Raw genomic sequence first — 19,625 nt, 5'->3', positions numbered from 1 at the left:
GTCTTGGTCAGACGGTGCCTAATCAGACACTGGTGGTCAGCTCCACCTCGATGTTGCCGCGGGTCGCGTTGGAGTACGGGCAGACCTGGTGCGCCTGCTCGACCAGCTGGTCGGCGTCGGCCTTCGCCAGACCGGGCAGCGAGACGTCGAGCCGCACGCCGAGCTGGAACCCGACGTCCTTCTTGAACACGCTGACCGATCCGGTCACCGTCGCCGCGGGCAGCGCGACCTTCGCCTGCCGGGCCACGGCTTGCAGCGCGCTCAGGAAACACGCGGAGTACCCCGCGGCGAACAGCTGCTCCGGGTTGGTTTTGTCGCCGCCGGGTCCGCCCATCTCCTTGGGGATCGCCAGCGACTCGTCAATCACGCCGTCCGAGGACGTCACGTCGCCGTTGCGGCCTTCTCCTCGCGCGGTCGCGACGGCGGTGTAGATCGGCTCGGCCATGCGTGTTACCTCCTCATCGGGGACGCCTCCGGAGTCAGCGTCTCAATGAGTTCAACACTCCGCATCCGCGGAACAGTGCCCCGGCATGGCAGTCATCACGCCAGGAATAACCGGGATATGAGGAGGCGAAACGTCAGCGCGCGCGAAGCAGCGCGTGCTCGGCGACCTGCTCACCGATGAGCCGCAACGTCCGGATGCTCTTCTCGTCGGAAGCCCCGCCGCCCTCGTCGAATTTCGTCTCGGCGGAGTTGATGGAACCACCCAGCGGAGTGGACCAGCCGCGCAGCGCGTGCGTGATCGTGCGGAGCTGTTCGAGCGTGGTGACCGCGGCCTGCCAGCCGTACGCGACGGCGGCGAGACCCACCGCGCGGCCGTCGAGGTAAGGGCGGGTGTCTTCGCGGAGGTCTTCGACGTAGTCCAGGGCGTTCTTGACCAGCCCGGACAGCCCGCCGTGGTAGCCGGGCGAGACGACGATGAGCCCGTCCGCCTGGCGCACGCCCTCGATGAGCCTCCTCGCGCGTTCGTCGCGCTCCAGCGTGGCGGTGTCATAAAACGGCAGGACCAGCTCGGGACCCGGGATCAGCTCGGTCACGACGCCGCGTTCCTCCGCGGCGGCGAGCGCGATACGCAAGGCACGCTCGGATTGCGAGCCCTCTCGCAGCGAGCCGCCGATACCCAGCACCTTGACCTTTTTCGCCGAAGTCACAGGTCGAGGCTAACCCCTCGACCTAACTGGAGGACCAGAATCTGGGACGGAGGCTTGGGTCACACACCGACTGGACCAACGTACCTACTGGCAAGTAACCTCGGCTCATCCGGCGTTCGAGGAGGAACGATGGCCATACCGCTGCAGATCCGCGCCCAGACTGCCGCCGCCCAGTTGGTGTTCTGGCTGCCCCGGCCGGTGCGCAGACTGATCGCCGGAGCGCCGCTGCGGCTGGACGGCCAGGAACTCGCCCTCGACGCCCAGTTGCTGCTGCGGCTGCAGAAGTTCTCCGGCGCTTCGCTGGTCAACGGCTCGGTCGAGCGGTCGCGCGCGCTGCTGGAAGCGAGCCAGCACCTGGTGAACGGCAAGCGGATCAACCCCGTCGCGACCCGCGACGTCGCCATCCCGTCCGGCGACGCGTCCCTCGAAGCCACCCTTTACACCCCGGCCGGGCTGCCGGAGCCGTCCCCGCTGCTGGTGTTCTTCCACGGCGGCGGCTGGGTCATCGGCAGCCGGGCCACGCACGACAACGCCGCGCGCTACCTCGCGAAGCACGCCGGAGTCCGGGTGCTGTCAGTGGAATACCGGCTCGCGCCGGAGTGCCCGTTCCCCGGGCCGGTGGACGACGCACTGGCCGCGTTCGACTACGCGCACGCCAAGGCAGCCGACCTCGGCGCGGACCCGGACCGGATCGCGGTGGGCGGCGACAGCGCGGGCGGCAATCTGTCCGCCGTCGTCGCGCTGGAGGCGACCCGGCGCGGCGGCCCGGCGCCGGCGTTCCAGCTGTTGATCTACCCGGCAGTCGACTTCACCACACGACGCCGGTCTCGCACGCTGTTCGGCGAAGACCTCTTCCTCACCGACGAGGCGATGGTGTGGTTCGAGGGGCATTACGCGCCCGAGGGCGTCGACAAGGCCGATCCCCGGATGTCGCCGCTGCTCGCGTCTGACCACAGTGGACTCCCGCCCGCGTACATCGTGACCGCGGGCTTCGACCCGCTGCGCGACGAAGGCGAGGCGTACGCGGAAAAACTGCGTGCGGCGGGGGTTCCGGTGGCGCTCAGCCGGCAGGCCGACCTCATCCACGGATTCCTCAACTTCGCCGGGGTCGGGACGCGGTTCCGGGAGGCGATCGCCGAGATGGCCGGAGCGCTGCGGGTGGGGCTCGCCAAGCGCTCGTGAGTGACGATGCCGGTTAGAACCGGCGTAGCCACTCACGAGGCTTGACATGGAACGGAGCCTGGTGCGGCGAACGCACCAGGCTCCGGGCCTTTTCCCCTCCTGTTCGAACTGCTCAGGTGCCAGGCACTGGCACCGGTGCGGGCACCGGCGGGGCCGGAAGCGGCGGCGTCGGCAGCGGTGGCGCCGGCACCCCGCCGAGCAGCCCGGCCAGCAGGCTGGTGACCGCGGCGAGCAGGCCCTTGACCAGGTCGCTCACCGCCTTGAGCGGCCCGGGCAGGTCCGGCAGCGGCGGGATCGGCAACGGCGGGATTTGCCGCGGTGTCGCCGTCGGGTCGCTGAGGAGCCGGTTGGACTCGTCCGCGCGGACTTTCGCCGCCGACGAGAGCTGCTGGGTTTCGGATTGGACCTGGTAGCGCTTGCCCGCCGCGATGTCGGCGAGCACCGGGCTGAGCCGGGTGAGGTCCGCCCTGGTCTTCGCGACGTCTCCGGCGTACGCCACCTTGGTGAGGTCGTCACGCATCTGCAGTACCTGCGCGGCGACGGCTTGAGTGGCCGAGGAGCCCTTGCCGCCCGCCGGGCTCGCGGAGGCCATCCCCGAAGTGCCGACGGCCAGCAGACTGCCCGCGGCGACCACAGCGATGATCCGCCCGATCTTGCCTTTCATTCTTTACCTCCCTGGCCTCTGGGACCTGCCGGGTAAATCGATACCCGCCGTGTCGGCCCAACACCAGCCGATCACCGGATAGGGAGTTTTTCTAACCCTTACGTGCCGAATTCAAAGACCGGGAACCGGCCCGCAATTGATTAACGTGGACGGCTTGCGCGTCCCCCGACGATCACGGACCGCAGAGCTGAATCTGACTCATAGTAGCCGGATTGCCCGAATGGCGGTACTGCTCACTCACACAGGCGTAGTTCGTGATCGATTACCTTCATCACCCCGTCGGGACGCGCGATCTCGCTCGTCCGACCGTGGTGGGTCCCCCACGCACGCACCGCCGCCCGCATTCGGGGCCGCTCCCCTTTTTTTCCGGGGCTCGCCGCCGCTTCGACCGGAGAACTCCAAGGTCGGCGCAGAAATATGAAAAACTGTTCGCGAATGGGCGGCGAGAATGCTTTCCGCGATGCCGATGAAGTTATCACCCAGGTCGCGCGCGCATTTTCCGGCCCCGCCGGACGCCCGCGCGACACCCGGCCGGGCGCACGGCGGCGCTCAGGAGGGTGTGACGAAAAGAAGTTGCACGCTCGTACCAACTCTTGCTCTCATGGGGCACGTGCCTTTTCAGCCGTATCGCCGCGTCCTGAGCGTCCCCGGGGTCCGCCCGTCGATGGCGCTGATGTTCTTCGCACGCGTGCCCATGACGATGACCGGCGTGACGCTGACGCTGTACGTCGTCAGCGGCCTCGGCCGGGGCTACGGCGCGGCGGGCGTCGTCGGCGCGGCCGTCACGCTGGGCATGGCGCTCGGCGCGCCGGTGATCGGGCGCACCATCGACCGCTACGGCCTGCGCCCGGTGGTCGCGGTGTGCGGGCTGTCGTCCACCGCGTTCTGGTTCGCGGCGCCGCATCTTTCTTACGGGGCGCTGGTGGTGTGCGCGCTGCCGGCCGGCGTGCTGTCCGTACCCGCGGGTTCGCTGGCGCGGCAGATCCTCGCCGCGCTCGTGCCCGCCGAACAGCGGCGCGCGGCGTACTCGCTGGACACGATCCTGGTCGAGGCGTCGTTCATGATCGGCCCGGCGGCCGGGATCGCGGCGATCTCGCAACTGTCGGCGACGCTGACCTTGAGCGGCATCGGAACCGTCTTCGGTGTCACCGCGCTGCTGATCTTCCTGCTCAACCCGCCGATCCGGAACGAGGACGAACTCGCCCCGACCGGCACCGTGCGCCCGCCGCTGCGGTCCTGGCTGACCGGACGGCTGCTGGCGACCCTGCTGATCGCCGCCGGGACGCTGTTCTGCCTGGTCGGCACGGAGGTCGCGACGCTGGCCGCGCTGCGCTCCCACGACGAGGTCAGCTGGACCGGCCTGGTCATCGCGGTGATGTGCGCGGCTTCGATGATCGGCGGCATCGTGCACGGCGCGGTGCGGAAGTCGCTGCCGCAGGGAATGCTGATGCTGCTGCTCGCGCTGCTGGTGATCCCGGTCGGGCTGGTGACGCAGCCGTGGTGGCTGCTGATGCTCGTGCTGATCCCGACGAACCTGGTCTGCGCCCCGACGCTCGCGGCCACCACGGAGGCGGTCAGCGAACTCGCGCCGCCCGCCGTTCGCGGCGAGGCGATGGGCCTGCAGGACGCGTCGACGCGGCTCGGGCTGGCCGCGGGGAGCCCGGTGGTCGGGTTCGCGATCGACCATTCGAGCCCGGCGTGGGGTTTCGCGGCGGCCGGATTCGGCGGGCTGGCGCTGGCGGCGTTGGGTCTCGTGTGGTCGCTGCGCCGGAGGCCGGTGCGGACGCCTTCACTGGCGGCCGCGGTGCGGGCTCGTCGGTGAGTTGAACGGCCGCGGGCCGGAGGTTCGGGTGGTGGCCGGTTGCGTTGGAGGCGGGCTGGGCTGGAGCAAGCCAGGCTGGGCTGGATCGAGCCAGGCTGGGCTGGATCGAGCCAGGTCAAGGCGGGCCGACCGAGCCAAGCCAGGACGGGCCGAGGGGGCTGGGCCGGGGCGGCCGGTGCCAGCCAGACCAGATCGGCCTGCGCGGGCCGGGCCAGGTCGACCGGGGCGGGCCACGTCGACCAGACGGGCCACGTCGACCAGACGGGCCACGTCGACCAGACGGGCCACGTCGGCCGGGGCGAGCCAGGTCGACCAAGCCAAACCAAGCCAGGACGAGGCCGAGCGGGCCGGGCCGGGGCGGCCGGTGCGAGCCAGACCAGATCGGCCAGGTCGGCCGGGCCAGGTCGGTGCGGGCCAGGTCGATGCGGGCCAGGAGGGTGCGGTGCAGGACCGGGGGCAGATCAGGCCAGGACGGGCGGCGATCAGGTGCAGGCTTTGCGCAGCCCGTCGAGCTTCTCCAGGTTCCGCTTGGTCCACCGGGCGATCACCCCGGCGTCCTCGAGGTGTTCCTTCTGCACCTGGACATACGAGTCAGCCATACCGAGCAGGGCGTTCTTGACGTCCTCCTCCTTGACGTTCGCCGCCAGCTCGCGCAGCCGTCGTTCCTTGTCCTGCGCTCGGGCCTTGAGCTTTTCGCCGTCCACCAACGGGTTCAGGTCCGCCAGCCCCAGCGCTTCGGTGCACGTGGAGACCTTGTCCACCGCGGAATTCGTCTGATTGACCGCCGAATCGACCTGGTCGCAGCCGGCCAGCAACGTTCCCGCCGCCACCAAAACGACAGCCATCCCCCAGTTCTTCATGAACTTCAGGGTAGCGGGTCCCGCGAGCGGACCAGTGCGGTTCGCCCGCGGGAATCCCTCAGCCCTTCACGCACACGACCTGCTTGAGGTGGGCGACCACCTCGACCAGGTCGGTCTGTGCCTTGATCACCGTCTCGATGTCCTTGTACGCGGCCGGAATCTCGTCGACGACCCCGGTGTCCTTCCGGCATTCCACGCCCGCGGTCTGCGCGGCGAGGTCGGCGGCGGTGAACGTCTTGCGTGCCTTCGTCCGCGACATCCGCCGTCCGGCTCCGTGGGACGCGGATTCGAACGACGCGGTATTGCCGAGCCCGCGCACGATGTACGAGCCGGTTCCCATGCTGCCCGGGATGATCCCGAGATCGCCGGAGCCGGCCCGGATCGCGCCCTTGCGGGTCACGAGCAGGTCGACGCCGTCGTAGGTTTCCTCGGCGACATAGTTGTGGTGGCACGAAATCGCGTCGTCGAAAGTCGTTCCCGGGATCACGTCCGAGACCGCGAGCTTCACCAGCGCGATCATCGTCGCCCGGTTCCGCGCCGCGTAGTCCTGCGCCCAGAACAGGTCGCGCCGGTAGGCCTGCATTTCCGGCGTGTCCGCGACGAACACCGACAGGTCGGGATCCGGCAGATCCCGGTTGTGCGGCAGCTTCCGCGCGATCGCCATGTGCCGCTCGGCGAGTTCCTTGCCGATGTTGCGCGAACCCGAATGCAGCATCAGCCAGACCCGGCCCTCGTCGGCTCCGCCCTGTTCGAGGCAGACCTCGATGAAGTGGTTGCCGCCGCCGAGGCTGCCGACCTGCAGGTGCGCTCGCTTGCGCAGGTCCTGAACGCCCTCGTGCAGATCGCCGAACGCCTTCCAGAACGTGTCCCAGCCGCCGACGCCGTGCACCTTCGCGGTGTTGACCGGCGTCTTGTGCAGCCCGAACCCGACCGGCACCGACGATTCGATCCGCTTGCGCAGCTTGCCGAGGTCGTCCGGCAGGTCGCTCGCGGTGAGCGACGTCCGCACCGCGCTCATCCCGCAGCCGATGTCGACGCCGACCGCGGCCGGAGAGACGGCGTCGCGCATGGCGATGACGCTGCCCACCGTCGCGCCCTTGCCGTAGTGGACGTCGGGCATCACCGCGACGCCGTGCACCCAAGGAAGGTTGGCGACGTTGCGCAGCTGACGCATCGCCTGGTCTTCGACCGACGCGGGATCTGCCCACATCCGGATCGGAACCCGCGCGCCGTCCACTGCCGTGTACATGACTTTCCTTTCCCAGAACGAAGTTTGCCCGCTCAGCATCCGGCACCGGGCCGCTCGCGACAACGGGTTTTCCGTCATCGGGGCACAGGTGGAACGAAAACGGAAATCGGCGCCCGGCAACGCGGCGGCGACCGAGGAGCCACACTGGGCCGGGCTGCTCCGGAAGATCCGGAGCCGCGCCAGCCGGTTCGCCGAGCAGCGGGGAGCGGTCCCGGACACCCGGCGGTCTCCTGGCCCGGTTCCCGAACCTGAGGTGGTTGTCCGAGGTGATCCCGTCCAGCCGATGCCCGCGTCCGGCGCGAACGCGGAGCGGGAGGTGCGGCGGGGAATCCGGGCGATGCGGCGGGCGATCGGCGGCCAGGCCGTGCTCTATCTAGCGCTCGTGGCGTTCGTCGGTTGCCTGCTCGGGCTTGGCGGCACCTCGAGCGCCGTGGCCTTCCGTCCTGCGGCCCGTGCGGAAGCCGGAGATCCGGGTCGCGTTCGGACTGAAACCGATCAGGCCGCGGCAGAAGAAGAAGTGAAAACTGCCCGGCCCCTGAACAAGGGACCGGGCAGTTTTGCCAGCGAACTCAGCGGTTCTGCGCCACCAGCTCGGCGATCTGCACGGTGTTCAGCGCCGCCCCCTTGCGGAGGTTGTCGGCGGAAACGAACAGCGCCAGGCCTCGGCCGTCCGGGACGCCCGGGTCAGTGCGGATGCGCCCGACCAGGCTCGGGTCGATGCCGGCGGCCTGCAGCGGCGTCGGCACGTCGGCCAGCTGCACGCCCGGCGCGGTCGACAGCAGTTCCGTCGCTCGCTCGACCGACAGCGGCCGCTCGAATTCGACGTTCACCGACAGCGAGTGCCCGGTGAACACCGGAACGCGGACGCACGTGCCCGAAACCAGCAGCTCCGGGATGCCCAGGATCTTCCGGCTTTCGTTGCGCAGCTTCTGTTCCTCGTCCGTCTCGAACGTGCCGTCGTCCACAATGGACCCGGCCATCGGCAGGACGTTGAATGCGATCGGCGCGACATACTTGGCCGGGGCCGGGAATTCGACCGCCGAACCGTCGTGCGTGAGCGAAGCCGCGCGCGAAGCGACGGCGTTCACCTGAGCGGCGAGTTCGTCGACGCCGGCGAGGCCGCTTCCGGAGACTGCCTGGTAGGTGCTCGCGATGATCCGCACCAGACCGGCTTCGTCGTGGAGCGGCTTGAGGACCGGCATCGCGGCCATCGTGGTGCAGTTGGGGTTCGCGATGATCCCCTTCGGCACGTTCTTGATCGCTTCCGGGTTGACCTCGCTGACGACCAGCGGCACGTCCGGGTCGCGACGGAAAGCCGACGAGTTGTCGACCACGATCGCGCCCGCCTCGGCGAACCGCGGCGCCTGTTCGCGCGAAGTCGCGCCGCCCGCGGAGAACAGCGCGATGTCCAAACCGGACAGATCAGCGGTCGCGGTGTCCTCGACGGTGATTTCCTCGCCGCGCCACGGCAACGTGCGTCCCGCTGAACGGGCCGAGGCGAAGTACCGGATCTGCTCGACCGGGAAGTTCCGCTCGTCGAGCAGCTTGCGCATGACGGCGCCGACCTGGCCGGTCGCCCCGACCACGCCGACGCGAAGACCCTGTGCCATCAGCGACCACTCCCCGCGTAGACGACGGCTTCCTCGTCGCCGCCCAGTTCGAACGCCTCGTGGATCGCGCGCACGGCCTCGTCCAGCTGCGCGTCGCGGATCAGCACCGAAATGCGGATCTCCGAGGTGTTGATGATTTCGATGTTCACGCCCGCGTTGGCCAGCGCCTCGCAGAACGTCGCCGTGACGCCAGGGTGCGAGCGCATCCCGGCGCCGACGAGCGACACCTTGCCGACGTGGTCGTCGTACAGCACCGACTCGAAGCCGATCTCCGCCTTGATCTTCTCGAGTTCCTTGACCGCCTTGGCCCCGTTGGCCTTCGACAGCGTGAAGGTGATGTCGGTGCGGCCGGACGACGTGCTGGACACGTTCTGCAGCACCATGTCGATGTCGATCTCGGCGTCGGCGACGACCCGGAAGATCCTGCCCGCGGCCCCGGCGTGGTCCGGCACGCCGGTCACGGTGATCTTCGCTTCCGAGCGGTCGTGTGCCACACCGGTGATCAGCGCTTGTTCCACGGGGATCTCCTCGATCGATCCGGCCACCGTGGTGCCCGGCTTGTCGCTGTAAGAAGAACGGACTCGGATCGGCACGCCGTAGCGGCGCGCGTACTCGACCGAACGCAGGTGCAGGATCTTCGATCCGCTCGCCGCGAGCTCCAGCATCTCCTCGTACGGGATGGTGTCGAGCTTTTTGGCGTCCGGCACGATCCGCGGGTCGGCCGAATACACACCGTCCACATCGGAATAGATCTCGCAGACGTCCGCGTTCAGCGCGGCGGCGAGCGCCACCGCGGTGGTGTCGGAACCGCCGCGGCCGAGCGTCGTGATGTCCTTGGTGTCCTGTGCCACGCCTTGGAAACCGGCCACCAGCGCGACGTAACCCTGCTCCAGCGCCTCGGTGACGCGGCTCGGAGTGACGTCGATGATGCGCGCGTTGCCGTGCACCGACGTGGTGACCACGCCCGCTTGGGAACCGGTGAACGACCAGGCTTGCGCGCCTTGCGCGGAAATCGCCATCGCGACCAATGAATTCGAGATGCGCTCACCGGCGGTGAGCAGCATGTCCATTTCCCGCTCCGGCGGCGCCGGGTTCACCTGCTGCGCCAGATCGAGCAGCTCATCAGTGGTGTCGCCCATCGCCGAGCACACGACGACCACGTCGTTGCCCGCCTTCTTGGTCGCGACGATCCGTTCTGCCACGCGCTTGATCCGGTCGGCACTTTCCAGCGACGATCCGCCGTACTTCTGGACCACGAGGGCCACGCCCGAACCTCCTTGACGGGCCGGGGCGTACTCCTTGGAGGGCACCGAGGAGCGCCCACGGCCCTTCATTTGGAGAAGAGCCTACCGGCGCGAACGGCGCCCGCCACCCCATCGAGTGGTCCGCCACGGCCCGCTCGGAGCATTTGGAAGTAAATTTTCCTTGACGCCAGGGGAAAGCTCGAAGCCCTTCCTCCGGAGTGACGGAGAGCACTCCCGGTCGTACTACGGTTCGCCGCATGCGCAAACCAGCCGAGACGAGCGTCCCCGTCGCGCCGGCCATCGCCGAGCGCTGGAGCCCGCGGGCCTACGACGAGACCGCCGAGATCACCGCCGCCCAGCTGACCGCCTTGCTCGAAGCCGCCAGGTGGGCACCGTCTTTCGGCAACACCCAGCCGGCGCGCTACCTCGTCGGCCGCCGAGGCGACCCGGTCTTCCCGCGCATCCTCGCGACGCTGAACTCCGGGAACCAGGCCTGGGCGTTCCGGGCGAGCGCGTTGCTGATCGGCGTGATGGTCACCACGAACGAGAAGGGGGAGGTGCCCTACACCGACTACGGACTGGGCTTGGCGACCGAGAACCTCGTCCTGCAGGCGGTCGAACTCGGCCTGATCGCGCACCAGATGGCGGGCTTCTCGCCGGACGCGGTCCGCGCGGAGTTCAGCCTGCCGGACGAGGCGGTGGCCAGGGTGGCGATCGCCGTCGGATCGGCCGCTGACGCTTCGGTACTGGAGGACCCGCGACGCATCGAACGAGAACTCGCCCCTCGGCGACGGCTGCCGATCGAGGAGTTCGCCTTCGGCGACAAATGGGGGTCTCCGGCACTGTGACCGTTTCGTGAGCATTCGAGGGAACCGGCAACCCGCTTCTGCGGTCAGATAGGCACCAAGCCGGTCAGGCCACTGAATCGGTAGGAGAATCCTCAAGGAGCGACGAGATGCGTACTGGGCTGCCGGTTGTAATGGCGATTTCCGCAACGGCGATGGCGTTCGCACTGTCCGGGTGTTCCAGCTCGGACGACAAGGCTCCCGCTCCGGCGATCGCCACGCCGCCCGCCTCGTCCGCGGCCGCGCCTTCGTCTTCCTCGTCCGCCGCGCCCGCCGGCGAGTCCGCCTCGGCCGACTACACCAAGCAGGGCACGAAGCTGAAGATCGGCGAGAAGGCCGTGGTGCCGTTCAAGTCGCAGAAGATCACCGGCGCGATCGGCGTGACGGTGACCGGCATCGACAAGGGCGTCGAGGCCGACCTGGCCCCGCTGAAGCTCGGCGACCGAGCCAAGGGGATGACGCCGTACTACATCCAGGTCAAGGTCACGAACGAGACCGGCTCGGACTTCGCCTACAGCTCGCTGGGCCTGATGAACGGCCTGCTCGCGGACGGCACCAGCGGCCCGCACGTGAGCGTGATCGGCAAGTTCGAGAAGTGCGACAGCGGCAACTCGGGCAAGGCGTTCACCACGAAGGGCGCTTCGTACACCAGCTGCGTGCTGGCGCTGGCTCCGGCCGGTGCGGAGGTCAAGGGGGCTAGCTACGGAGCTAGCACTTACCGGGACCTGGCTCCGAACACCGACTACGGCAAGGACGCGGTGACCTGGCAGTAAGCTGGGCGCGAAACCGCCGCGGGGCGTCAGCCGAGGGCTGACGCCCCTTTCGCGTTCTGGGGAGAACTGATGTCTGGCAGAAGACCGATCGTCGTGGTGGCGGCGTTGGCATTCACACTGTCCGCGTGTTCGGGCGCGCCCGACGCGCCGCCGCCGGGCACCGCCTCGGCCTCAGCGCCCGCCTCGACCTCGGCACCTGCCTCGACCAGTGCGCACGCGCGGCCGAAGATCGCCTACACCAAGCCGGGCACGATTCTCAAAATCGGCGAGAAGGCCGTGGTGCCGTTCACGACCGACTCCTCGCCTCTCGGCGCGATCGGCGTCATGGTGACCCGCATCGACCGGGGCACCGAGGCGGAACTGGCCAAGATGAATCTCGGCGACGACCTCACCGGGCTGGTGCCGTTCTACGTCCAGGTCACCGTGTCGAACGAGACCGGCGATGACTTCTCCGACGCCTACTCGATCAAAGTGACCGGCCTGCTCAAGGACGGCTCCAAAGGCAGGACGGGCCTGACCGGGGACTCACCGGAGTGCCATAGCGACACCACCGTCGGCTTCACGGCCAAGGGCGCGACCTACCGCTCGTGCACGATGGAACTGGCCGTCCCCGGCACCACAGTGACTAGCGCGAGGTACGACGACGACTCTTTCGCCTGGCTGGCCAAGGGCACGGACTACCGGGAAAATCCGATCGTCTGGCAGCCGTGATCAGGCGCCAGCGCCTCCGACGCGACGGATGATCTTCGCGAGAATCCCCGACACAACCAGCCAGAACACCGCAGCGATGCCGTAGTTCACCAGCACCCGCAGCTTCGCGTCGCCAGGCGTGAACAGGTCCTTGAAGCCGAGCGAAAGCCCGTCGGCCCAGCTGCGGACGAACGAGACGATGCCGTTGCCCTGGTTGGCCTCGCCGATGACGAAAATCACGTGCAGCACCAAGACCGCGGCGAACAGCAGCCCTGCCCAGCGCACGAGTGACGCGATGAACGACACCGCGCGCTCACGAGTGCGCCGCCAGTCCACCGGGGTGCGCTGGGGCCGCGCCTTCGCCTCGGTTTCCTGCGCTTCTTCCGCGTGCTCGCCCATGCCGGGCAGTCTGGCACGTCGCTTCGCGGCCCGCTACCCGCTAGTAACAGGTATCAGCCACCCGACGTAACAGTTCGATCGCGGCGGGCGGCTTTCCTTTCGGCGTGCCGGGTGGTTACAGTGACCCCGTGGCGCGTGAACTCCTGCTTCGCTGCCGCGACGGGGCCTGATCTGACCGGCTCCTCGTCGCGGGGCTTTGTGGTGCCGGTCGTCCGCACCGATCCGTTCAGGAGATTTTCCCGCGATGAGCACCGACCCCCGCACCACTAACTCCCGTCTGCGCACGCCCTCTCGTCCCGCGCCCGCCGGACAGCCCTCGTGGAACCCGCAGCGCGGCACGTCCATGCCGGTTCACCGTTACCGCCCCTGGTACGACGTCGTCGAGAACATCGACGTACCCGACCGCACCTGGCCGGACAAGCGCATCGAGCGCGCGCCGCTGTGGTGTGCGGTCGACCTGCGCGACGGCAACCAGGCGCTGATCGACCCGATGTCGCCCGCGCGCAAGCGCAAGTTCTTCGACCTGCTGGTCCGCATGGGCTACAAGGAGATCGAGGTCGGTTTCCCGGCCGCGTCGCAGACCGACTTCGACTTCGTGCGCGAGATCATCGAAGAGGGCGCGATCCCGGACGACGTGCACATCCAGGTGCTGACCCAGTGCCGTCCCGAGCTGATCGAGCGGACCTTCAAGGCCCTCGAAGGCGCGCCCCGGGCGATCGTCCACATCTACAACTCCACCTCGATCCTGCAGCGCCGCGTGGTGTTCCGCGAGGAGCGCGAGGGCATCAAGAAGATCGCGACGCAGGCCGCCGAAATGGTCGTCGAGCTGGCGGCCAAGCAGCCGGACACCGACTTCCGCTTCCAGTATTCGCCCGAGTCCTACACCGGCACCGAGCTGTCCTACGCGCTCGAGGTGTGCAACGCGGTCACCGAGATCTGGCAGCCGACGCCGCAGAAGCCGGTGATCCTGAACCTGCCCGCGACCGTCGAGATGGCGACGCCGAACGTCTACGCCGACTCGATCGAGTGGATGAGCCGCAACCTGGAGCGCCGCGATTCGGTGATCCTGTCGCTGCACCCGCACAACGACCGCGGCACCGGCATCGCCGCCGCCGAACTGGGCTACCAGGCAGGCGCGGACCGGATCGAAGGCTGCCTGTTCGGCAACGGCGAGCGCACCGGCAACGTCGACCTGGTCGCGCTGGGCATGAACCTCTACAGCCAGGGCATCGACCCGCAGATCGACTTCTCCGACATGGACGAGATCAAGCGGACCGTCGAGTACTGCAACCAGCTGCCCGTCCCGGAACGCTCGCCGTGGGGCGGCGACCTGGTGTTCACCGCCTTCTCCGGCAGCCACCAGGACGCGATCAACAAGGGTCTCGACGCGATGAAGGACGCCGCCGACAAGAAGGGCGTCCCGGTCGACGAGCACCCGTGGGAGGTCCCGTACCTGCCGATCGACCCGAAGGACGTCGGCCGCACCTACGAGGCCGTGATCCGGGTGAACTCGCAGTCCGGCAAGGGCGGCGTCGCCTACATCATGAAGGCCGAGCACCAGCTGGACCTGCCGCGCCGGCTGCAGATGGAGTTCTCGAAGGTCATCCAGGCCTACACCGACACCGAGGGCGGCGAGGTCGACCCGGCCACCATGTGGCGCGCGTTCTCGGCCGAGTACCTGGAGTCGAAGACCCCGCTGGAGCTGATCAAGCAGCGCGTCACCGACAACGGCGGCGGCGAGTACGACCTCGAGGCCACGGTGAAGGTCGAGGGCGACGAGCACGAGATCACCGGCCGCGGCAACGGGCCGATCGCCGCGTTCTTCGACGCACTGTCCACTGTGGGCTACGACCTGAGGCTCCTGGACTACAGCGAGCACACGCTGAGCCCCGGCGACGACTCGCGCGCCGCGTCCTACATCGAATGCGCGATCTCCGACCGCGTGTTCTGGGGCATCGGCATCGACCCGTCGATCGTCACCGCTTCGCTGCGGGCCGTGGTGAGCGCGGTCAACCGGGCCAACCGCTGATCCGAGCCTGATGCGAGCCGAGCGCCTGGTCGCGCTTCTCTTCACGCTGCACCGCAAACGCGCGGGCACCGTCGGGGAGCTGGCCAGCGAACTCGGCGTGACCGAACGGACGATGCGGCGCGATCTCGCCGCATTGCGCGAAGCCGGCGTGCCGCTCTGGAGTGAACCAGGGCGGTACGGCGGCATCCGGCTCGTCGACGGCTGGCGTTCGCGGCTCGACGGCCTCACTTCTCGGGAGGCCGTCGCGCTGCTGGCCCTCGACGTTCCGGACGCGCTGGCTGGGCTCGGCCTCGGCACCGCTGTGGCCGCCGCGCACGCGAAAGTGTCCGCGAGCATGCCGGCTGAGCTGCAGGAACAGGCTCGGACAGTCGCCGGGCGGTTTCATCTCGACGCCTCTGCCTGGTTCAGCTCGCCGGACGACGCCGCAGCGCTGCCTGCGGTCGCGAAGGCGGTGTGGACTCAACGGCAGCTCGACGTGCGGTATCGGCGGCGCGACAAGATCACCCGGCGGACGCTCGATCCGCTGGGTCTCGTGTTGAAAGCCGGGGTTTGGTACCTGGTTGCGCGGGTCGGAGAGGACCTGCGGACGTATCGCGTCTCCCGGTTGGAAGCGGTCGCCGAAACCGGTGAAACCTTTGCGCGGCCGGAAGAATTCTCGCTCGCCGATTGGTGGCGCGCGTCGTCGGCGGAGTTCGAGAAGATGCCGCTGCCGTTGAAGGTGACAGCTCGGCTCGACCGGTCCGCGGCGGGTGCCTTGCGGCGGGTTTTCGGGCCGGAGCACGTGAACGAGGTGCTGGTGTCGCTCGGCCCGAAGGACGACGACGGGTGGGCCGAGGCCGAGTTCGCCATGGAGGGCAAGGAAGTTGCCGTCGGACAGCTGGTTTCGCTCGGCCCCGGCGTCGAGGTGCTGGCCCCGCCGGAGATCCGCGCCGCGGTCGCGGAATTCGGTCAGGCGCTCGCCGACCGCAATAAGGCTCAGCGGTAGCCGGAAGCGTCGGCCGGTTTTCCGGGTTCCTGGACCTCCTCGATGTACCGCCATGCGTCCGGACGGCTGCCGTCCACGTCGTCGATCTCGTAGACCTTCGCCAGCTGTCCGCTGGAAACGGTCTGGCCGGTCCAGCGGTGCCGGTCGGCGTCGGCGGCGAGCGCGACGACTGTGCGGCCGGAGAAGGTCGGCGATTCCGAGATCACGAAGTGCGGCTCGCGGACCGTCGCGTCGCGCCAGTTTTCCTCGGTGACCTCGAAGATCTCCAGCATCGCCTCCGAACGCAGCCAACCCGGTGTGAACGCGATCGCCGTGCAGTCGTGCGCCTTCAGTTCGGCTGCCTCGCCGACGGCCAGGACGTTGATCGCCGCCTTGGCCAGGTAGTACGGCAGCGAAGTGCCCTCGCGGTACTTCGCGTTGTACTCGGCGGTGCCGTCGGTCAACTCGATCACGAGCCCGCCCGGACGCCGGATGACCAGCGGAAACAGATGGTGGCTGGTGATCAGGTGCGCGTCGAGGGACAGCCGCATCATCCGCAGGCTGGCATCCAGCGAATGCTCCCAGACCGGTTTGCCCCACTCGAGATAGCGATCGCCGCCCCAGATGCCGTCGACCAGGATGTCGAGCCCGCCGTGCTCGGCGTCGATCCGCTGGGCGAGCGCGGCGACCTCGTCGCTCACCAGATGGTCGACCCGCAGCGCGCTTCCCTTGCCGCCGGCGGCTTCGATCCGCTTCAGAGTGTCCTCAATGGTCTCCGGACGGTCCACTTCGGACCGTCCGGCCCGCGTCGTGCGACCGGTGACGTACACGTACGCCCCGGCCCGGCCCAGTTCGACCGCGATCGCCCGGCTCGCCCCGCGCGTGCCGCCCGCCACGAGCGCGACCTTGCCGGCCAGTACCCCGCTCATTCCGTTCGTCCCCTTTCTCTCGGTGGACCACCAGCGTGCGCGCGAACCCTGACATCTACTGTCCGGGTTGATTGCCCCGGCTTCGCCGGGGAGCCGAGATCGCCGGGGAGCCGAGATCGCCGGGGAGCCGAGATCGCCGGGGAGCCGAGATCGCCGGGGAGCCGAGATCGCCGGGGAGCCGGTTTCTTCCCTCCCGATTCGCCGGCCCGGGGGGCCGTCGAATCGCTCAGTCCAGAAACCGGCGCGATCTCGGGTGTTGCTCACCGAGGTGACGTTGCTCGGCAGGGGTGTGGCCGTCGGGCTGGCCTGGCTCGACGGATGCCTGCAGAGGCATCCGCGGCCGGTCTTGGTGGTAGCGCGGTGGCTGTTGGCTGGCTCGTTGCGCTGGGGGTGCTGCGGTGGACGTCGTATGGCGCGTTTTCGGTTACGTCGGTGGGTAGTTGGTTGCCCTGCCGGGAGTGAGCTTGGCGTTGTCGTTGGCCATCGCGGTGTTGCTGGGTTTGGCGATCACCGTCGGGATTCGACGGCACGGAGCGCCGAGTACAGCGCCCTGATCAGCGGTTCGTTCTCCGGAGCGGCTGCGGCGGGGAACGGGATGCGGCGGCGGGTGTAGCCGTATGCGATGCCGTTGCGGGGGTCGGCGAAAGCCTGCTGGCCGCCCGCGCCGCTGTGGCCGAAACTGCCCTGGCCCAGCTCCGGGTAGCGCTCGGCGGTGGCGTGGAATCCGATGCCGAACGCCTTCTGCTCGCCTAGCACCACGTCGCGCCCGATGGAATGGATCTGCGCGAACTCGGCGGCGATTTCCGGCTTCAGCAAGGGCGATTCGCCGTCCAGCGGGCTGATCGCCGCCGCGTACATCCGGGCCAGGCCGCGGGCTGAGGCGACCCCGCCGAACGACGCCGGGCCGAGCCGTCGGACTTCCGGGAGGTTCGGCAGTTCCCACACCTCCGGGGCGTCTGGATGGTGCCGGTTGAACGCGATGCCCTGGAGGCTGTTCGCGGCGGGCAGCGGGAGCTGACGTTCGGGGGTCAGCACCATCGGTTGCGTGGCAACGAATCGCGGCTCCAGTTCGGCGGACAGGCCGAGGTGAAAGTCCACTGTGTACGGAGCGCTGACGCGGTCGGCGAAGGTTTCCTGGAGGGTGCGGCCGGTCGCGCGGCGGACGACTTCGCCGCTGAGCGCGCCGATTACCAGTGCGTGGTAACCGAATGCGGTGCCGGGCCGCCAGAACGGGCGCTGCCGGGCCAGTCGTTCGGCGACGATGCGGTCGTCCGCGAGTTCCGCGCGGCTGAAGCCTTCGTCGGATCCGACCAGTCCGGCTCGGTGCGCCAGAAGCTCTCGCAGGGTGACGTCTTGTTTGCCTTCGGCCGCGAACTCCGGCCAGTAGTGGCTCACTCGCTGCTGCTGGTCCAGTACGCCGTCCTGGACCAGCAGCGCGACAGTCAGGTGCGCTGCCCCTTTCGACGCGGAGTACGCGCCGATCAGGGAATCCCCGTCGATGTCCTCGCCGGTCCAGAGGTCGACCACCTGCTCGCCGTGGCGGTACACCGCCAGTTGCGCGGATCCGTCGGCTACTGCGGCGAACTCGTCCCGCACTTGCTCGAAGCCGGGCCGCACGGTGCCGTTGATGTCTGCCATGCCGCCACGCTACACCAGTTTGTAACCAATGGTCACTAATGCTTCTCGGTAGAGTCCCCGACCATGACTCGACCGCGGCCCGGCCGTCCCGCACAGCTCGATCGCGAGCGGATCGTCGACGCGGCGTTGTCGGCAGGGAATCTCGACACGCTGACCATGCGCGAACTGGCCGCGCGGCTCGGCGTGACGCATGGCGCGCTCTACCGCTGGGTCGCCAACCGGGACGCGCTGTTCGATCTGGTCAGCGAGGTGGTGCTGGATCGGGTGCTTCCCGCGGAGGGGCCGCCGCGACGGTCTTGGCGGCCGTGGCTCGCGAAGGTCGCGTGGGCGATGCACGATCAGTTTCTCGCGGTACCCGGTTATGCGAGCCGGTTGTCCCGGCCGCATCGGCACAACGCGGACTCCTTCGGCCGCCTGCGCGCTCAGGTGGTCACGGCGTTCACCAATGCCGGAGTGCGCCCGGAACTGGCCGAGCAGAGCTGGTACATCTTCATCACCTGCACGGTCAGCTGGCTCGCCGTCCGGGAAAACCCGCTCGACCTCGGACCGGACGCACCGCGATTCGAGCTTTTCCTCGACACCCTGTTGCGGGGCCTGCCCGCCCGGGAACCTGGCTAGGTCGTGAGGGCGGCGACTTCGGCACGCATCTCGTCGATGACCGTCGCGACCGCTGGACGGTTCGCCGCACCGGTGCGGCACACCACTTCCACCAGCCGCGCCGCGCGGATCCCCGCCAGCGGACGGCCGACCAAGCCGCTGCCTCGTCGAGTGTCCATTGTGTACCGAGGCATCAGCGCGATCCCGTGCCCGGCCGCGACGAGCCGTTCGGTGATGCGGAAATCGTTGATGCGCTGGACGATCTGCGGCCGCACGCCGGTGCGCACGGTCAGCGAGCGGAGGACGTCGTCGACCGGGAAGCCGTGGTCCACCGAGATCCAGCGTTCGTCCGCGAGATCGGCGAGGCCGACGCGGCGGTTGCCGGCGAGCCGGTGGCCGACCGGGAGGGCGACGTCCAGGGGTTCGCGCAGCAGCGGGACCACGTCGAGGCGTTCGGTGTCGAACTCGGCCGCGTGCTCGTCGCGGTGGGCGACGACGACGTCGTAGTCGGCGACCAGGCCCGGCACCTGCGGCGGAACCATGTCGACGTCGCGGACGTCGACCTCGAGGTTCTCGTGCCGGTCGATGCGGCGCAGCAGGCCGGGCAGGAGCATCAGGCCGGCGGACTGGAAGATCGCGATCCGCACGCGGCCGCGCGGGGCGCTGCGGTAGGTGTCCAGCTCCGCCTCGGCCCGGTCCAGCGCGGCCAGCACGTCGTCGGCGCGGGCGACGAGCGCGCGGCCGGCGTCGGTGAGCCGAAGGCCGCGACCAGCCGGTTCGGTGAGCGCGATGCCGACCTCCGCCTGCAACGCGCGCAACTGCTGCGAGATCGCCGACGGCGTGCAATGCAACGCCTGAGCAGCGGCGGTGACGCTGCCCCGATCGGCGAATTCCCGCAGCGTCCGAAGCCTGCCCAAGTCCATCCGGGCAGTGTATGTGAAGCAACGCTACACAGTCAGTGCAGTTATTCTCGCTGGTG

General features: G+C 68.9%; 19 protein-coding genes. 8 read left to right on the top strand and 11 right to left on the bottom strand.

All coding sequences use genetic code 11. From position 1 onward, the window contains the following. Positions 1 to 22 precede the first annotated feature (22 nt). Complete coding sequence (locus tag ACZ7OI_RS05285) at positions 23 to 445, bottom strand: organic hydroperoxide resistance protein (protein ID WP_470262918.1); 423 nt, start codon at positions 443 to 445, stop codon at positions 23 to 25. Positions 446 to 578: 133 nt separating this feature from the next. Beyond that, positions 579 to 1,151, bottom strand: a complete 573-nt coding sequence (locus ACZ7OI_RS05280) for an NADPH-dependent FMN reductase (protein WP_470262917.1) — start codon at positions 1,149 to 1,151, stop codon at positions 579 to 581. A 129-nt stretch (positions 1,152 to 1,280) separates the two neighbouring features. Here ACZ7OI_RS05280 and ACZ7OI_RS05275 point away from each other — a divergent pair, with 129 nt between their 5' ends. Beyond that, positions 1,281 to 2,333, top strand: coding sequence for an alpha/beta hydrolase (locus tag ACZ7OI_RS05275; protein ID WP_470262916.1), 1,053 nt, complete (start codon positions 1,281 to 1,283; stop codon positions 2,331 to 2,333). 112 nt (positions 2,334 to 2,445) lie between these two features. Here the strand turns inward: ACZ7OI_RS05275 and ACZ7OI_RS05270 are convergent, their stop codons facing one another. Continuing rightward, complete coding sequence (locus tag ACZ7OI_RS05270) at positions 2,446 to 2,997, bottom strand: hypothetical protein (protein WP_470262915.1); 552 nt, start codon at positions 2,995 to 2,997, stop codon at positions 2,446 to 2,448. A gap of 673 nt (positions 2,998 to 3,670) precedes the next feature. On the opposite strand from ACZ7OI_RS05270, the gene ACZ7OI_RS05265 reads away from it, so the two are divergent. Next, positions 3,671 to 4,819: an MFS transporter gene (locus tag ACZ7OI_RS05265; RefSeq protein WP_470263442.1), complete on the top strand. Its 1,149-nt coding sequence runs from the start codon at positions 3,671 to 3,673 to the stop codon at positions 4,817 to 4,819. A gap of 482 nt (positions 4,820 to 5,301) precedes the next feature. Here ACZ7OI_RS05265 and ACZ7OI_RS05260 read toward each other — a convergent pair whose 3' ends face one another. The 4 genes from ACZ7OI_RS05260 to ACZ7OI_RS05245 form a co-directional block, all read right to left on the bottom strand. Next, the gene (locus ACZ7OI_RS05260) at positions 5,302 to 5,679 is read right to left on the bottom strand and encodes a hypothetical protein (RefSeq protein WP_470262914.1); all 378 of its coding nucleotides are present in this window, start codon (positions 5,677 to 5,679) and stop codon (positions 5,302 to 5,304) included. Between the two features lie 58 nt (positions 5,680 to 5,737). Further along, positions 5,738 to 6,928 carry an RtcB family protein gene (locus tag ACZ7OI_RS05255; protein ID WP_470262913.1) on the bottom strand — a complete coding sequence of 397 codons (1,191 nt, stop codon included), beginning with the start codon at positions 6,926 to 6,928 and terminating at the stop codon, positions 5,738 to 5,740. Positions 6,929 to 7,497: 569 nt separating this feature from the next. After that, entirely contained in the window at positions 7,498 to 8,538 is a 1,041-nt protein-coding gene (locus tag ACZ7OI_RS05250; protein WP_470262912.1) for an aspartate-semialdehyde dehydrogenase, read from the bottom strand. Further along, the gene (locus tag ACZ7OI_RS05245; protein ID WP_009084527.1) at positions 8,538 to 9,803 is read right to left on the bottom strand and encodes an aspartate kinase; all 1,266 of its coding nucleotides are present in this window, start codon (positions 9,801 to 9,803) and stop codon (positions 8,538 to 8,540) included. Before ACZ7OI_RS05245 ends, ACZ7OI_RS05250 begins: the two co-directional genes overlap by 1 nt. Positions 9,804 to 10,039: 236 nt before the next feature. Here ACZ7OI_RS05245 and ACZ7OI_RS05240 point away from each other — a divergent pair, with 236 nt between their 5' ends. The 3 genes from ACZ7OI_RS05240 to ACZ7OI_RS05230 all read left to right on the top strand — a co-directional run bounded on the left by ACZ7OI_RS05240 (position 10,040) and on the right by ACZ7OI_RS05230 (position 12,111). After that, positions 10,040 to 10,630 (top strand): nitroreductase family protein, encoded by a 591-nt coding sequence (locus ACZ7OI_RS05240; RefSeq protein WP_470262911.1) that lies wholly within the window; start codon positions 10,040 to 10,042, stop codon positions 10,628 to 10,630. 131 nt (positions 10,631 to 10,761) lie between these two features. Continuing rightward, the gene (locus ACZ7OI_RS05235) at positions 10,762 to 11,400 is read left to right on the top strand and encodes a hypothetical protein (RefSeq protein ID WP_470262910.1); all 639 of its coding nucleotides are present in this window, start codon (positions 10,762 to 10,764) and stop codon (positions 11,398 to 11,400) included. Between the two features lie 69 nt (positions 11,401 to 11,469). Beyond that, positions 11,470 to 12,111 (top strand): hypothetical protein, encoded by a 642-nt coding sequence (locus tag ACZ7OI_RS05230; protein ID WP_470262909.1) that lies wholly within the window; start codon positions 11,470 to 11,472, stop codon positions 12,109 to 12,111. Here the strand turns inward: ACZ7OI_RS05230 and ACZ7OI_RS05225 are convergent, their stop codons facing one another. After that, positions 12,112 to 12,489 (bottom strand): hypothetical protein, encoded by a 378-nt coding sequence (locus ACZ7OI_RS05225; protein ID WP_470262908.1) that lies wholly within the window; start codon positions 12,487 to 12,489, stop codon positions 12,112 to 12,114. A 244-nt stretch (positions 12,490 to 12,733) separates the two neighbouring features. On the opposite strand from ACZ7OI_RS05225, the gene leuA reads away from it, so the two are divergent. Together leuA and ACZ7OI_RS05215 are read left to right on the top strand one after the other, a co-directional pair. Further along, complete coding sequence (gene leuA / locus ACZ7OI_RS05220; protein WP_470262907.1) at positions 12,734 to 14,518, top strand: 2-isopropylmalate synthase; 1,785 nt, start codon at positions 12,734 to 12,736, stop codon at positions 14,516 to 14,518. A gap of 10 nt (positions 14,519 to 14,528) precedes the next feature. Beyond that, positions 14,529 to 15,503 carry a helix-turn-helix transcriptional regulator gene (locus tag ACZ7OI_RS05215; protein WP_470262906.1) on the top strand — a complete coding sequence of 325 codons (975 nt, stop codon included), beginning with the start codon at positions 14,529 to 14,531 and terminating at the stop codon, positions 15,501 to 15,503. On the opposite strand, the gene ACZ7OI_RS05210 is transcribed toward ACZ7OI_RS05215, so the two are convergent. Together ACZ7OI_RS05210 and ACZ7OI_RS05205 are read right to left on the bottom strand one after the other, a co-directional pair. Continuing rightward, positions 15,494 to 16,411: an SDR family oxidoreductase gene (locus ACZ7OI_RS05210; protein ID WP_470262905.1), complete on the bottom strand. Its 918-nt coding sequence runs from the start codon at positions 16,409 to 16,411 to the stop codon at positions 15,494 to 15,496. The genes ACZ7OI_RS05215 and ACZ7OI_RS05210 overlap by 10 nt on opposite strands. 507 nt (positions 16,412 to 16,918) lie before the next feature. Beyond that, positions 16,919 to 18,049, bottom strand: coding sequence for a serine hydrolase domain-containing protein (locus ACZ7OI_RS05205; RefSeq protein ID WP_470262904.1), 1,131 nt, complete (start codon positions 18,047 to 18,049; stop codon positions 16,919 to 16,921). A gap of 63 nt (positions 18,050 to 18,112) precedes the next feature. On the opposite strand from ACZ7OI_RS05205, the gene ACZ7OI_RS05200 reads away from it, so the two are divergent. After that, positions 18,113 to 18,667 carry a TetR family transcriptional regulator gene (locus tag ACZ7OI_RS05200; protein ID WP_470262903.1) on the top strand — a complete coding sequence of 185 codons (555 nt, stop codon included), beginning with the start codon at positions 18,113 to 18,115 and terminating at the stop codon, positions 18,665 to 18,667. On the opposite strand, the gene ACZ7OI_RS05195 is transcribed toward ACZ7OI_RS05200, so the two are convergent. Next, complete coding sequence (locus ACZ7OI_RS05195; protein ID WP_470262902.1) at positions 18,664 to 19,569, bottom strand: LysR family transcriptional regulator; 906 nt, start codon at positions 19,567 to 19,569, stop codon at positions 18,664 to 18,666. The two genes, ACZ7OI_RS05200 and ACZ7OI_RS05195, sit on opposite strands and share 4 nt — an antisense overlap. Positions 19,570 to 19,625 lie beyond the last annotated feature (56 nt).

This window comes from Amycolatopsis sp. NPDC114503, assembly GCF_055633655.1.
Note: the sequence above shows the minus strand (reverse complement) of the source record. Positions and strands in the feature narration are given on the sequence as shown.

Excerpts from the sequence above, each read along its gene's own strand:
- leuA (WP_470262907.1), top strand. The coding sequence starts at position 12,734 with ATGAGCACCGACCCCCGCACCACTAACTCCCGTCTGCGCACGCCCTCT.
- ACZ7OI_RS05195 (WP_470262902.1), bottom strand. The coding sequence starts at position 19,569 with ATGGACTTGGGCAGGCTTCGGACGCTGCGGGAATTCGCCGATCGGGGC.
- ACZ7OI_RS05260 (WP_470262914.1), bottom strand. The coding sequence starts at position 5,679 with ATGAAGAACTGGGGGATGGCTGTCGTTTTGGTGGCGGCGGGAACGTTG.
- ACZ7OI_RS05235 (WP_470262910.1), top strand. The coding sequence starts at position 10,762 with ATGGCGATTTCCGCAACGGCGATGGCGTTCGCACTGTCCGGGTGTTCC.
- ACZ7OI_RS05225 (WP_470262908.1), bottom strand. The coding sequence starts at position 12,489 with ATGGGCGAGCACGCGGAAGAAGCGCAGGAAACCGAGGCGAAGGCGCGG.
- ACZ7OI_RS05265 (WP_470263442.1), top strand. The coding sequence starts at position 3,671 with ATGTTCTTCGCACGCGTGCCCATGACGATGACCGGCGTGACGCTGACG.
- ACZ7OI_RS05250 (WP_470262912.1), bottom strand. The coding sequence starts at position 8,538 with ATGGCACAGGGTCTTCGCGTCGGCGTGGTCGGGGCGACCGGCCAGGTC.
- ACZ7OI_RS05230 (WP_470262909.1), top strand. The coding sequence starts at position 11,470 with ATGTCTGGCAGAAGACCGATCGTCGTGGTGGCGGCGTTGGCATTCACA.
- ACZ7OI_RS05200 (WP_470262903.1), top strand. The coding sequence starts at position 18,113 with ATGACTCGACCGCGGCCCGGCCGTCCCGCACAGCTCGATCGCGAGCGG.
- ACZ7OI_RS05275 (WP_470262916.1), top strand. The coding sequence starts at position 1,281 with ATGGCCATACCGCTGCAGATCCGCGCCCAGACTGCCGCCGCCCAGTTG.
- ACZ7OI_RS05255 (WP_470262913.1), bottom strand. The coding sequence starts at position 6,928 with ATGTACACGGCAGTGGACGGCGCGCGGGTTCCGATCCGGATGTGGGCA.
- ACZ7OI_RS05215 (WP_470262906.1), top strand. The coding sequence starts at position 14,529 with ATGCGAGCCGAGCGCCTGGTCGCGCTTCTCTTCACGCTGCACCGCAAA.
- ACZ7OI_RS05240 (WP_470262911.1), top strand. The coding sequence starts at position 10,040 with ATGCGCAAACCAGCCGAGACGAGCGTCCCCGTCGCGCCGGCCATCGCC.
- ACZ7OI_RS05205 (WP_470262904.1), bottom strand. The coding sequence starts at position 18,049 with ATGGCAGACATCAACGGCACCGTGCGGCCCGGCTTCGAGCAAGTGCGG.
- ACZ7OI_RS05210 (WP_470262905.1), bottom strand. The coding sequence starts at position 16,411 with ATGAGCGGGGTACTGGCCGGCAAGGTCGCGCTCGTGGCGGGCGGCACG.
- ACZ7OI_RS05285 (WP_470262918.1), bottom strand. The coding sequence starts at position 445 with ATGGCCGAGCCGATCTACACCGCCGTCGCGACCGCGCGAGGAGAAGGC.
- ACZ7OI_RS05270 (WP_470262915.1), bottom strand. The coding sequence starts at position 2,997 with ATGAAAGGCAAGATCGGGCGGATCATCGCTGTGGTCGCCGCGGGCAGT.